The following is a 13,328-nucleotide window of genomic DNA, read 5'->3' on the forward strand; positions in this document are numbered from 1 at the left end:
CACAGATTCAGACTCAGGAAACTGCATCATGGCAAAAAGCCTCTATTTCTCTCCCACTTCTCTGGATTCCGGCCTTACTTCCGTCTGTCTGGGTATGCTACGCGCTCTGGAGCGGGTAGGTGTCAGCGTTGGTTTTTATAAGCCGTTCTCCCAATCCGTTCATCGCGCCGAGTCCCGGCATAACAATGGCGAGGATTCCTCTGTTGCTTTCGTACGGGCGAGTAGCCATATGAATCCGCCTGATCCCATCCCCCTGAAGGAAGCTCAGCAACTGCTTAACCAGGGCAAATCCGATTATCTGCTGGAACGGGTCGTTGGCGAATACCGCAAGGTCGCCAACGAAGTCGACGTGGTCATCATTGAAGGCCTGGTTCCTGATCAGAGCGAAGCCTATATCGCCAGGCTGAATGTCGAAGTAGCACGCAATCTCAGCTCCGAGGTCATCCTCGTCAGCACGCCGAAAAGCCTCGACGCGACACAGATCGATGAAGAGCTGGATTTTTCATCACGGCTGTTTGCGGGCCCGGCTGACCCCGACGTGATAGGCGTCATCCTGAACAAGGTGGGCGAACCCTATAATGCCGGAAGTGAGCTTGCCGGCCCGACCCCACAGAAGCCGGCGGAGACCATTGATTATCGATCAGATTGCCAGGTTTTCAGTAAGGGCCGGTTCCGGTTGATTGCCGAAATACCCTGGCAACCCGGACTGCTCGCGCCAAGGGTATCCGATATTGCCCGGGAACTGGGGCTGTCCGTACTGAACGAGGGTCATATGCACTCCAGGCGGGTTCAGCGTGTGTCTGTCTGCGCCAGAAGCATCCGCAATATGACGGAAACCCTCAGGCCCGGCACACTGATGGTCACCCCGGGAGATCGTGAAGATATTGTGGTCACCATGGCGGTCGCCGCACTCAACGGTGTCCCTCTGGCCGGCCTGATGCTCACTGGTGGACTGATGCCCGATCAGCGGGTGATCAACCTCTGTCATCGGGCCCTGGACACCGGCCTGCCGGTACTGGCGTCCGAGACCAATACCTACGAAACCGCCCATATGCTGGCGAACCTGTCGACCGCAATCCCCATTGATGACCCTGAGCGCATCGAGAAGGCCATGGAGGCGGTCGCCACCCGGATTGACACTGACTGGCTGCAGCAGCACCTGAAGGTGGAGCGCCTGAGCCGATTGTCACCCCCGGCCTTTCGATACCAGCTTTCAGAACGGGCCCGGGCGGCCAACAAGCGCATTGTTCTTCCCGAAGGCAGCGAACCGCGCACGGTGCAGGCAGCCATCATCAGTCACAACCGAAAGCTTGCCCGTTGCGCACTGATTGGCAGCGCTGCAGAGATCAGTCGAATTGCGGATTCCCAGGATCTGGAACTGCCGGAAGACATTGAGATTATTGACCCGGCGGAGGTGCGTGAGCACTACATCGCGCCCATGGTGGAACTGCGCAAGAACAAAGGGCTGACACCGGATATGGCCGAGGCCATGCTGGAAGATAATGTGGTGCTGGGCACCATGATGGTCGCGCTGGATGAGGCAGACGGACTGGTGTCGGGTGCCATCCATACCACCGCTAACACCGTTCGCCCTGCCCTTCAGCTAATCAAGACCCACGACCACGCCAAAGTCGTGTCGTCGGTGTTCTTCATGCTGCTGCCACAGCAGGTGGTGGTTTACGGGGACTGTGCAATCAATCCCGACCCGAACGCCGAAGAACTGGCGGACATAGCGATTCAGAGCGCCGAGTCAGCCGAAGCGTTTGGTATCGAGCCGGTTGTGGCCATGATCAGCTATAGCACCGGTGAGTCCGGCAGCGGGCAGGATGTCGACAAGGTCAGGGAAGCAACCCGGATCGCCCGGGAGCGCAGGCCGGACCTGCTGATCGACGGGCCCCTGCAGTATGATGCCGCCGCTATCGAGAGTGTCGCCAGAAGCAAAGCGCCGGACAGTAAGGTGGCCGGGAAAGCCACTGTCTTCGTATTTCCGGACCTGAATACCGGGAACACCACCTACAAAGCGGTTCAACGCAGCGCCAACGTTGTCAGCATTGGCCCCATGCTTCAGGGCCTTCGTAAACCGGTGAACGACCTTTCACGGGGAGCGCTGGTGGAAGACATTGTTTTCACCATTGCCCTCACCGCGGTGCAGGCAAAACAGGTGGAGAATGCGGGAATCAGCGCTTGAGGCTTTTCTGGCGCTTTTTCTTCGGCGCCGGCCCCTGCTTCCTGTCGTTGTCTTTTTTCACCTTCTGACGCGGGGTCAGCCGGTCCACCTTTGTGGCATAGGGGTTCTCACCGGATTTGAACTCGAACCGGATGGGTGACCCTGTGACCTTCAGCACCTTGCGGAAGGTATTTTCCAGATAGCGCTTGTAGGCTCCGGGCAAGGAATCCACCTGATTCCCGTGCACCACAATCACCGGAGGATTTGAACCACCCTGGTGAGCATACCGCAGCTTGATGCGCCGGCCCTGCACCAGCGGGGGCTGATGCTGGGCAGTGGCGTCCTGCAGGATGGCGGTCAGGCGATTGGTTGGCCACTTGGCCATGGCCGATTCGTAGCAGGCCTCCACTGAATCATACATAACACCCACGCCAGAGCCGTGCAGCGCTGAGATGTAGTGTTTGTCTGCATAGTCCAGGAAATCCAGGCGGCGGGCCACCTGCTCTTTCACTTTTGCCCGATCATCAGGGTCCATGCCATCCCATTTATTGACGGCAATCACCAGCGAACGTCCGGCATCAAGCACAAAGCCAATCAGGTGCAGATCCTGGTCAACCAGACCCTGGCGCGCATCAATGACCAGAATGACCACATGGGCATCCTCGATAGCCTTGAGCGTCTTGATGATAGAGAACTTCTCCACGGTTTCGCTGACATTCTTGCGCCTGCGAACCCCGGCCGTATCGATCAGGGTGTACTGTTTGTCATGCCTTTCGTAAGGCACGTAAATACTGTCCCGTGTGGTGCCGGGCATATCGAATACGATAACCCGGTCTTCTCCCAGCATCCGGTTAACCAGTGTGGATTTCCCCACATTGGGGCGCCCCACAATGCCAATACGGATACCGGGGTAGCGATCGGCCCTGTCCTGCTCTGCGCCTTCTTCAAGCGCTGGCAACAGGATTTCAAGCATCGAGCGAATACCGCGGTTATGGGAAGCGGCAATCAGAAAGGTGGACTCGAATCCAAGCCCATGAAAGTCGGACGCGGCAATATCCGGATCCTGACCGTCGGTCTTGTTGACCACAAGATGAGCCCGTTTCCCGGTTTTCCTGAGATGGCTGGCGATCACTTCATCGCCACCATTCAGCCCCGACTTACCGTCAACCAGAAACAGAACAATGTCCGCTTCGTCGACGGCCTGCATGGACTGCCGCGCCATCTCGGCATCCAGGCCCTTTTCGTCGCCGGTCAGACCACCAGTATCGATGGCAATAAAGCGCTGACCTTCGTAATTACCCTCGCCGTACTTTCGATCCCGGGTCAGGCCCGGAAAATCGGCAACTAGCGCGTCCCGTGTCCGGGTCATCTGATTGAAAAGCGTCGACTTACCGACATTAGGCCTACCGACCAGAGCAATTACAGGGGTCATTTATCGTCGCCGAGTGTTTCAAGCGTGAATACGCTCATTTCACCGCTGTTGCCGTAAACCAGCAGGCGGCCGCCAGAAATCAGTTTGAAGGGCACCCGCAGGCCGTCGCCATCATATTCAAGCTGCCCTTCCAGGGCGCCGTCTTCCAGAGACAGAACGTGGATGTAGCCTTCGAAATCACCCACTAACAGGTAGTCGTTCAGTACGATCGGTTGTGTCGGCTGGCGCCAGGCCAGCTGGTCCTGCCGCCAGAGTTCCCGACGATCCTGGCCGCGCAGTGCCACAATATCGCCGTTCGCTGACGCCAGAAATATATTGCCGTTACCGATCATGGGCGAATGTAGGCTGGATGCCGGGCGGCTCCAGATTTCGCGGCCGCTTTCAATGTCCACCAGAGCCAGCTTGCCCTGGTAGCCGACAACCATGGCCGCGCTCTCAAGGATCAGCGGCACACCAGACACATCCACCAGCCGCTCCAGTTCGGTACGGCCGGCCGGTTCACCAACCTGGTACTGCCATACCGGCTGTCCGTTCTCATTGCTGAGCGCCATCAACCGGCCGTTGGCCAAGGACGCCAGAACCAGGTCAGCGCCCACCAGCGGGGATGCAGCAGCCCTTAGTGACAGAGCCGGCACCGCGCTGTCGTACTGCCAGAGTTTTTCACCGTCGGCGACATTGAACGCATGCACCTTGCCGTCGATACTCTGCGCCACCACCATGGAATTATTGGAACGGGGCGCGGCCAGTGCCTCGTTAGGCAGGGTGGCACTCCAGACCTGTTCGCCGTCTTCACGGGATAACGCCAGCAACTGTGCATCCCGTGTTACCAGATAGATGAACGCCTGGTCACCACCGACGCCCGCCATGATCTCCCGGTCGAGATCGCGCTCCCAGAGGACCTCGCCGTCTTCGGGTTCGATCGAATAGACCTCGCCATCCGCAGACGCAGCGAAAATTCTGTCACCAGTGTAGAGCGGCTCCAGGTAAAGAAAATTACCGTCGTGGCCATCACCAATGTCCAGATCCCACTGTTCCTTCAACTCAACGGACGAAACCACCTCAGGCACCGGTGCAGGCTGCTCAAAAGTGTCGGTAGAGCTGCAGCCTGCAATGCCGATAATCATTGCCAGCATCAGGGCTGATTGCTTATACATATGTGCTCCCAGGCTCGGAACCGGCATCAGGCGCCTTCCCCGACGCCCAGATCAGCCAGTTTGAGTTCAAGAAGACCACTGCGCCGTTCAGCGCTCTGTTCGCGGGCCTTCATGTAGGCTTCCTTGGCTTCCTCGGTGTTACCCTGGGCAAGCAGCACATCGCCCCGCAACTCCGAGAAAATTGCGTCAAAACTCCCGGTATCCGTGGCACTGTCGATGGTGGTCAGTGCCGCGTCGTATTGCTCAAGGTCGAACTGGGCACGGGCAAGACGGCTGCGAATAATGAGTGACAGCGGGCCAGCCTCATCGGCCTGGCTGTTCGCCCACTCCAGAGTTGCAATCGCGGCCTCGGCATCGCCCTGATCCATCAACTGCTGTTTGGCGAGTACCAGCGCGCCATAAATGGCGTAGGCGCTGTCGGCGTAGTCCTCGCGCAGGGTCTGGGCTACAAACTCAACGGTTTCAGCACGATTTTCATCGGCCCCATCGGTATAGGCGTTGATAAGGTTGGCAAACTGCGACGCAGCCTCCGTGCGATGCTGCATCTGCTGGTTCTGCCAGGCCTGCCAGCCGAATACAATGGCCAGAGCAGCGCCGACTCCCAGCAACAGTGAGGTGCCGTTCTTTTTCCACCAATCCTTGATGGCTTCAACCGTCTCTTCGTCTGTGCGCATTTCTGCCATGGTGACTTCCTTTAGATACCTGATTTTGTTTTGAACGTATTTGTGATCGTTAACGACTGCAGGGCGATCAGGCCAGCAGGCCCCTGAGCACTGACGACAGCTCTGTCGTGATGACTTCCTGCTGATCATCGCTGGAACGAAGCGGCTTCAGTCCGACCGTTCCGGACGCCAGTTCATTCTCGCCCAGAATGACAGCGTAGGACGCGCCACTGCGGTCCGCTTTTTTCATCTGGCTTTTAAAGCTTCCACCACCGCAATGGCCGACAATCGTAACATCGGGAAGGTCGTTCCTGAGCTTTTCGGCAAGCTCCAGAGCGGGGCCTGTTGCCTTCTCACCCATCGCTGTCACGTATACGTCAGCATCACCGTTGACCGATAGCGGAATCAGTTCCAGAGTTTCAAGCAGCAGAATCAAACGCTCAAGCCCCATGGCAAATCCTACCGCCACGGTCGGCTTTCCGCCCAACTGCTCGACCAGCCCGTCGTAGCGGCCACCGGCACACACCGTACCCTGGGCACCGAGACTGTCGGTAATCCACTCGAACACAGTCTTGCCGTAGTAATCCAGCCCCCTGACCAATCTGGGGTTTATGGAATAGCGGATGCCGGCTGCGTCCAGCAACCCGGTGAGAGACTGAAAGTGCTCCCTGGATTCATCGTCCAGGTAATCGTCCAGTTTTGGTGCCTGCTGGAGAATTTCCTGGGTCCGGGCATTCTTGCTGTCGAGGATCCGTAACGGGTTGGAGTCAAGGCGACGCTTACTGTCCTCGTCCAGCTCATCGACAAAATCTGAAAGATAAGCGACAAGTGCCGCGCGGAAGTTCCTGCGGGACTCAGCCGAACCTATGGAGTTGATCTCGAGCCGGGTATGGTCGGCCAGGCCCAGCTCGCGCCACAGGCGCGCTGTTAAAATAAGCAGTTCCGCGTCAATATCGGGTCCGGCCATGCCGAAACACTCAACACCGATCTGATGAAACTGGCGATAACGGCCTTTCTGGGGGCGTTCGTGCCGGAACATGGGGCCGGTGTACCAGAGCCGTCGGGTCTGATTGAACAGCAACCCGTGCTGCTCCGCCGCACGGACACAACCTGCGGTGCCTTCCGGGCGCAGAGTCAGGCTGTCGCCGTTGCGGTCCTCGAAGGTATACATTTCCTTCTCGACAATATCTGTCACTTCGCCAATGGAGCGTTTGAACAGCTCGGTCTGCTCGACCACCGGCATACGGATTTCCTGATAGCCGTACTGGGCAAGCACCCGCCTGACGGTGCTCTCGACGTACTGCCAGACTGGCGACTGCTCCGGCAGGATGTCATTCATCCCGCGAATTGCCTGAATCTTAGCCAATGTTAAACCTTTTCCTTGAATAGAAAGCCCGGCGGCCTGTTAATCAACCGAGCGGGTAATGATCGACTCTTCCTGCTCCTTCTTGCGGGCGACCTGTTCGCGAATCAGGCGCTCCAGGTCGTCCGTCAGGGTGGCGTTGTCCAGTTTCTGGTTGGGCTTGCCGGCCATGTACAGAAGATTTTTCGGGCTACCGCCGGTCAGGCCCATGTCAGCGACCTTGGCCTCACCCGGGCCATTGACAATGCAGCCGATAATGGCGACGTCCAGCGGGGTATTGACGTCCTCAAGTCTGGCTTCAAGGTCGTTCATGGTCTGAATCACATCGAAATTCTGACGCGAGCAGCTCGGACAGGCGACAAAATTGATGCCCCTGCTGCGCAGGCGCAGGCTTTTAAGTATATCGAAGCCAACCTTGATCTCCTGAACCGGGTCGGCCGCCAGGGACACCCGGATGGTATCGCCAATGCCGTCCATCAACAGCATGCCAAGGCCGATGGAGGATTTAACAGTGCCGGACCGCAGCCCGCCTGCTTCGGTAATACCCAGGTGCAGGGGCTGTTCGATCTGCTTCGCAATCTTGCGGTAGGCCTCAACCGTCATGAACACTTCTGAGGCCTTCAGGCTGACCTTGAAGTCCTGGAAATTGTGGCGATCCAGGATATCGATGTGGCGCATGGCCGACTCTACCAGCGCATCCGCGTTTGGCTCGCCGTATTTACGCTGGAGAGCCTTTTCCAGCGAGCCGGCGTTAACGCCAATGCGAATGGGAATGTTCCGGTCCTTGGCTGCGCTGATAACGGCACTGACCCGATCATCCCGGCCAATATTACCCGGGTTGATGCGAAGGCAATCGACACCAAGTTCTGCAACCCGAAGGGCTATCTTGTGGTCGAAGTGGATATCGGCGACCAGGGGTATAGAGACCCTGGAACGGATCTTTCCGAACGCTTCAGCGGCGTCCATATCCGGAACAGAAACCCGGACTATGTCGGCGCCGGCCTCCTGGAGTGCAGTAATCTGGCCGACGGTGGCATCGACGTCACAGGTGTTGGTGTTGGTCATGCTCTGAACAGCAATTGGCGCATCACCACCCACGGGCACATTGCCCACCATAATCTGCCGGGATTTACGTCTAACGATTGGAGATTCCTGTTTCATAACGTTCTAACCAGGGACTGAAATGTTAAAAATGTCGGGTTGCCAGAGTAACTGCCAGAGTAAACTCAAAGTGTCAGCGTGAATTCTGTGCGATTGTTGACCACCCGGAAACTGGAGAGATCAACAGGCTCCCCACCAAAACTGACCTCATCCACTGCGTCAACCGCGCCAATGACCACATTGAAGGGCGCCCGCCCCGATACTCGCACCTGATCGCCATTGCGCTGCAAAGAGGCCACCAGCCTGGCTCCGGAAGCATCCGTTACCTGCACCCAGCAATCGGCAACAAAGGACATTTCAAGTTGCGTCGTTGCGGCAACCGATGTTGGCTGGGCGCTTTCTTCGAACACCGGATCAGGTTGAATGACCGGTTCTACTGCAGCAACAGCCGGCGACGTTCCGACCGGCTCGTTCGATGGCTCCGAGGCCGTCAGGGACTCAACATTGTTTGTCAGTTCGGGACTGTCCAACGCCTCCGGGCTATCTGAGGGCTCAGAGCTATCCAACAGCTCAGAACTGACCAATGGCTCAGGGCTACTATCCACAGGCTCAGGGTTATCCAAAGGCTCAGGGCTGGCCAGCGGCTCTGCGCCGCCGGTCTGCTCTTGGGCATTTTCCGGCATGGTGCCTACGGAAGATTCAGAGACCTCTGTTGCCTCAGAGCCATCGGCGCTGGTCTCCTCGAGCATACCGTCTTCTGCCGGAGCCTTATCCTGTTCGGGCGCGATTGCCCCCTCATCCGCCGGCGCTTCAGCCACTGTGCCAGGCTCCAGAATCAGCTTCCAACCGGCCAGAGCCAGGCCCCCAAGCACCAGTATGATAAAAAGCGTCTTGGCCACCTGTTTTTTTTTGCGCCGCCGGCGCTCCAGATCAACCAACGGATTTTCCTGTTCCTGCTGCGCCCTCTGCCGGCGCAGCGGCTCCAGTTCGATATCCAGCGACTGGATCAGCGAGTCGGCGTCAGCTCCAACCTGTTTGGCATAAGCCCGCACATACCCTTTGAGGAACAGCTCACTATCAATCTGGTCGTAGTTGCCCTCCTCAATCGCCTGAATAATAAAGACTCGCAGATGCTGGGCATCCGCGACATCTTTCTGGCTCAGCCCAAGCTTTTCGCGGATCTGCCTGAGCTGCTGCCCTGCAGGCTCACCCACCGCGGGCTGTTGTGGCTCTTCACTGTCCATCAGCGTTCAACACCTTGTATTGTTGATATTCTAAGGAGCTTGGGAAATCGCTTTTCAGAAGCAGCGCAAGACTTGCTTCCCGATCAGAATCGCCGAAATAACGGGCGATCCGTATGCCGGTAATCAGACTTTCAGGGGAATGCCGAAGGTTGCTGTTTCTCTGCATTATCCCCATCAGCCGGGCGTAATAACCCTCTGCGGCTGCAAAGTCGCCGTTGGCTACCAGGGTTCTCGAAAGGGCAAGCAGGCTCTTCACGTCGCCCCGTGACAGCTCAACGGAGCGGCGGTACGCGCGGACAGCGGCATCCGTATCCTCAAGCCGCTCCTCAGACAACCCGAGGTTGAAGAAAACCGACGCCCGGTCCTGGTATTCGGTATCTCTCGACGCAGCAGCAAACTGGTCCCGAGCCTCCTCAAAACGCCCCTTGCCATAAAGAAAAGCGCCGTAATAGACCCGGGCACGGGTATAGCCTTCGTCGTTACTTATGGCAGAGCGATAGGCGCGCTCAGCAAGCTCATCCTCACTGTCAACCTGGTACAGCAGCCCTTTGGCAGCCAGAACCGACGCAGCGTCAGGAGCCAGCTCTGTGGCCCGGTCCAGGTGCACCCGGGCGCGATCCACGTTTCCCTGGCCAATGTATGCGGTCGCCAGTCGTACGTAATTTTCTATCGCTTCTTCCCGGTCAGCCTCGCGCTGGAAACGGCTATCAGTGGACGTGACGCAGCCGGACATCAACAGCCCCACCACGACCAGCGTTAACCAGAGACAGCTTTTACGGCACCATGGGTCTGTCACTGTCCAATCCCTCTTGAAACGTGAGGCGCCCGACACTAAGGGGCAACCTGCTGAACCTGAATGTAGCGCTGGCTTCGTTTGGTTCGATCTTCAACGCGCCCGACCAGTTGCCCGCAGGCGGCGTCGATATCGTCACCGCGGGTTGTCCGGATGGTAGCGACATAACCCGCCTCGTTCAGAACTTTCTGAAACCGGCGGGTGGCGTTCATGCTGGGCCTGCGGAAATCGCTTTCCGGAAACGGATTGAAGGGAATCAGATTGATCTTGCAGGGCAGATCCTTCAGCAGAACTGCCAGTTCCCGAGCGTGCTCAGGCTGGTCGTTCATGCCTTCAATGACCGTATATTCAATGGTTGCCTTACGCTTTTCCGGCAACCGTGCAAAATAACGTTTGGTGGCAGCCAGCAGTTCGGCGATCGGGTATTTCTTGTTCAGCGGAACCAGCTTGTTTCGAAGCTCATCATTTGGGGCATGCAACGAAATTGCCAGTGAAACATCAGTAACTTCCGCCAGTTTATCGATAGCGGGCACCACACCGGAGGTGCTCACCGTGACCCGACGCTTGGAAATGCCGTAGGCCAGGTCGTCCATCATCAGATTCAGGGCGTCGACCACATTGTCAAAATTCAGCAGCGGCTCGCCCATACCCATCATGACCACGTTAGTAATCGGCCTCTCGGGGCCAGGCTCAAAGGGCATGAAGGCTTTGCGCGCAACCCAGACCTGGCCGATGACTTCTGCCGCCGTCAGGTTCCGGTTAAAACCGCGCTTGCCCGTCGAGCAGAAGGTACAATCAAGGCTGCAGCCAATCTGGGAAGATACGCAAAGGGTGCCGCGCTCGCCATCGGGAATCAGCACCGTTTCAACGCTGTTGCCGTTATCCATGCGCATGACCCATTTTCGGGTGCCATCTTTGGAGGTTTCATCGAAGACCACCTCTGGACCACGGATTTCAGCAACCGCTTTCAGTTTCTCCCGAAGCGCCTTGCTCATATTGGTCATTTGATCGAAGTCATCGGCTCCGCGCTGATGAATCCACTGCAGCACCTGAGTTGCACGAAAACGCTTCTCCCCCAGGGAATCAAAAAATGCCTCAAGCTTTGCCTTTGGCATTCCCAGAAGGTTGGTTTTTTCCGCAACTTGCGTCATTTCATAACCTCGATCAGATAACCAATACGGGCCGGGGCGTTCCCCCGGCCCGATACGACAGGATCAACCGCGCGGGCAGATCTCGTTGTCGTTGAAAAAGTAAGCAATTTCTCGCTCGGCAGACGCTGCGGAATCAGAGCCGTGAACGGCATTCGCGTCGATGGACGAAGCAAAGTCGGCACGGATGGTGCCCGCGTCAGCTTCCTTGGGGTTGGTGGCACCCATCAGATCACGATTTTTCAGAATGGCGCCTTCCCCTTCCAGAACCTGAACCACGGCCGGACCAGAGGTCATGAACGCAACGAGGTCATTGAAGAAAGGACGCTCTTTATGCTCCGCGTAAAAGCCTTCGGCCTGCTCCTGAGTCAGGTGCATCATCTTTGCCGCGACAATGTTCAGACCGGCTTTTTCAAAGCGGGAATAGATTTCACCGATCACGTTCTTCGCAACGGCGTCGGGCTTGATGATCGAGAGCGTGCGCTCGTTAGCCATGATATTTCTCCAGTTGGTTTCCAATAAAAATTCAGGGTTGGGATTATACGCAGTCCGGGGCCGACTGCCTACCGCACTGCACGGAGACGGGTCACGACTTCAACAATCCGGGACGCAGCAAATTCAACCTCTTCCGAGGTTGTAAACCGGCCCATGGAGAAACGCAGAGCCTGATGGGCCTGCCTGTCGCTGAGGCCTATTCCACGAAGTACAAAAGAAGGTTCTACCGTCGCCGAGGAGCAGGCGGATCCCGAGGACACCGCGAGATCGTGCAGCCCAAGCATCAGAGACTCTGCATCAACGCCATCAAATGACAGATTGATAATCCCCGGAACCCGATGGTCTGGACTGCCGTTGACCGAGACGCCCTCAAGCTGGCTCAAACCCTCAACCAGCTGCGCTCGCAGATTTTCCAGGTGGCCCTGCTCTTCTTCGAGTTTGCCGGCCGCCATGTCGAACGCTTTGCCCATGCCCACAATCTGGTGCGTTGGCAGAGTTCCGGATCGCATGCCACGCTCATGGCCGCCACCGTGTATCTGCGCGGCGACGCGGACTTCAGGCGCCCGGCGCACATAGAGCGCCCCAATACCTTTTGGGCCATACACCTTGTGCGCGGAAAGCGATAGCAGGTCGGCGTTCAACTGCTCGACACTTATCGCTATCTTGCCCGCAGCCTGAGCGGCATCCACATGGAACATGATGCCTTTCTGCCGCAACATGGCGCCAATAGAAGCCACATCCGTAATGCAGCCAAGCTCGTTGTTCACCAGCATCAGACTAACCAGCCGCGTGTTCTCACGCAGTGCGTCCGACACCTGATCATAACTTATCCGCCCATCCCTTCCGGGAGTCAGCCAGGTGACGTCGACACCCCTCTGCTCCAGCCATTTACAGGTGTCCACTACGGCCTTGTGTTCGATGGCCGAGGTAATCACATGAGCGCTGCCCTGACCGGCAAGTGCATCCTCGACCGCCCCTTTAATGGCAATGTTGTCGGATTCGGTCGCGCCGCTGGTCCAGACGATTTCCCGCGGGTCTGCGTGGATCAGGTCGGCGACCTGCCGCCGGCTTTTCTCAACCGCCGCTTCGGCCTGCCAACCATAACCATGGGTACGGGACGCAGGGTTACCAAACACCCCGTCAAGGGTGAGGCATTTCGCCATTTCTTCAGCTACCGAAGGGTCTACGGGCGTGGTTGCCGCATAATCGAGATAAACCGGCTTTTTCATAGGCGTGTCGGGGCTTTACTCTGGATCGGTTCAGGCATTCAGGCTGAAGCCTGGTCAATAAGCCGATCGGTATTGATGGTCTGCGAGTCCTGCTCTGACTTGCGGAGATTCTGGCGGGTCGCCACAACCTGAATTTCACGTTTTTTCATCAGGTCGCCCAGGCTGATATCACTGAGAAACTGGTGAATCTGATCACTGAGGTCAGACCAGAGATGGTGGGTCAGGCACTTCTCACCTTGCTGACAGTCACCCTTGTTACCACAGCGCGTGGTATCCAGGGATTCACTCACCGCATCGACCACTTCAGCAATAAATACCGCGTCTGCACCACGGCTGAGCTGATAGCCGCCACCCGGGCCGCGAATGCTCGAAACCAGCTTCTGGCGTCTCAGCCGCGAGAACAGCTGCTCAAGGTAGGACAGTGAAATGCCCTGTCTCTCAGAGATATCAGCAAGGCTGACCGGCCCCTGGTCGCCATGGAGCGCCAGATCCAGCATTGCCGTTACCGCGTAGCGGCCTTTGGTGGTCAGTCTCATAGAG

12 protein-coding genes are annotated in these 13,328 nt (G+C 57.5%); 1 reads left to right on the top strand and 11 read right to left on the bottom strand.

The window, feature by feature from the left end:
* Positions 1 to 28 precede the first annotated feature (28 nt).
* A complete protein-coding gene (gene pta, locus E5Q11_RS04490; protein ID WP_135802172.1) occupies positions 29 to 2,188 on the top strand; it encodes a phosphate acetyltransferase in 2,160 nt (719 codons plus the stop codon).
* On the opposite strand, the gene der is transcribed toward pta, so the two are convergent.
* The 11 genes from der to iscR form a co-directional block, all read right to left on the bottom strand.
* Positions 2,178 to 3,599, bottom strand: a complete 1,422-nt coding sequence (gene der / locus E5Q11_RS04495) for a ribosome biogenesis GTPase Der (protein WP_135802173.1) — start codon at positions 3,597 to 3,599, stop codon at positions 2,178 to 2,180. The two genes, pta and der, sit on opposite strands and share 11 nt — an antisense overlap.
* Positions 3,596 to 4,753 (bottom strand): outer membrane protein assembly factor BamB, encoded by a 1,158-nt coding sequence (gene bamB / locus E5Q11_RS04500; protein ID WP_135802174.1) that lies wholly within the window; start codon positions 4,751 to 4,753, stop codon positions 3,596 to 3,598. The genes der and bamB overlap by 4 nt, the downstream gene beginning before the upstream one ends.
* Positions 4,754 to 4,779: 26 nt before the next feature.
* Positions 4,780 to 5,436 (bottom strand): YfgM family protein, encoded by a 657-nt coding sequence (locus E5Q11_RS04505; protein ID WP_135802175.1) that lies wholly within the window; start codon positions 5,434 to 5,436, stop codon positions 4,780 to 4,782.
* A 67-nt stretch (positions 5,437 to 5,503) separates the two neighbouring features.
* Complete coding sequence (gene hisS / locus E5Q11_RS04510; RefSeq protein ID WP_135802176.1) at positions 5,504 to 6,781, bottom strand: histidine--tRNA ligase; 1,278 nt, start codon at positions 6,779 to 6,781, stop codon at positions 5,504 to 5,506.
* Between the two features lie 39 nt (positions 6,782 to 6,820).
* A complete protein-coding gene (gene ispG, locus E5Q11_RS04515) occupies positions 6,821 to 7,939 on the bottom strand; it encodes a flavodoxin-dependent (E)-4-hydroxy-3-methylbut-2-enyl-diphosphate synthase (RefSeq protein ID WP_135802177.1) in 1,119 nt (372 codons plus the stop codon).
* 65 nt (positions 7,940 to 8,004) lie between these two features.
* Positions 8,005 to 9,123 (bottom strand): RodZ domain-containing protein, encoded by a 1,119-nt coding sequence (locus tag E5Q11_RS04520; RefSeq protein ID WP_135802178.1) that lies wholly within the window; start codon positions 9,121 to 9,123, stop codon positions 8,005 to 8,007.
* Entirely contained in the window at positions 9,113 to 9,856 is a 744-nt protein-coding gene (locus tag E5Q11_RS04525; protein ID WP_135802433.1) for a tetratricopeptide repeat protein, read from the bottom strand. The genes E5Q11_RS04520 and E5Q11_RS04525 overlap by 11 nt, the downstream gene beginning before the upstream one ends.
* Positions 9,857 to 9,954: 98 nt before the next feature.
* The gene (gene rlmN, locus E5Q11_RS04530; protein ID WP_135802179.1) at positions 9,955 to 11,067 is read right to left on the bottom strand and encodes a 23S rRNA (adenine(2503)-C(2))-methyltransferase RlmN; all 1,113 of its coding nucleotides are present in this window, start codon (positions 11,065 to 11,067) and stop codon (positions 9,955 to 9,957) included.
* 63 nt (positions 11,068 to 11,130) lie between these two features.
* A complete protein-coding gene (gene ndk, locus E5Q11_RS04535) occupies positions 11,131 to 11,559 on the bottom strand; it encodes a nucleoside-diphosphate kinase (RefSeq protein ID WP_135802180.1) in 429 nt (142 codons plus the stop codon).
* A 68-nt stretch (positions 11,560 to 11,627) separates the two neighbouring features.
* Positions 11,628 to 12,788 carry an IscS subfamily cysteine desulfurase gene (locus tag E5Q11_RS04540; protein WP_135802181.1) on the bottom strand — a complete coding sequence of 387 codons (1,161 nt, stop codon included), beginning with the start codon at positions 12,786 to 12,788 and terminating at the stop codon, positions 11,628 to 11,630.
* A 38-nt stretch (positions 12,789 to 12,826) separates the two neighbouring features.
* A complete protein-coding gene (gene iscR / locus E5Q11_RS04545; RefSeq protein WP_135802182.1) occupies positions 12,827 to 13,324 on the bottom strand; it encodes a Fe-S cluster assembly transcriptional regulator IscR in 498 nt (165 codons plus the stop codon).
* Positions 13,325 to 13,328: the final 4 nt, after the last annotated feature.

The organism is Marinobacter confluentis (assembly GCF_004785685.1).
In the GTDB taxonomy this organism is placed as follows: domain Bacteria; phylum Pseudomonadota; class Gammaproteobacteria; order Pseudomonadales; family Oleiphilaceae; genus Marinobacter; species Marinobacter confluentis.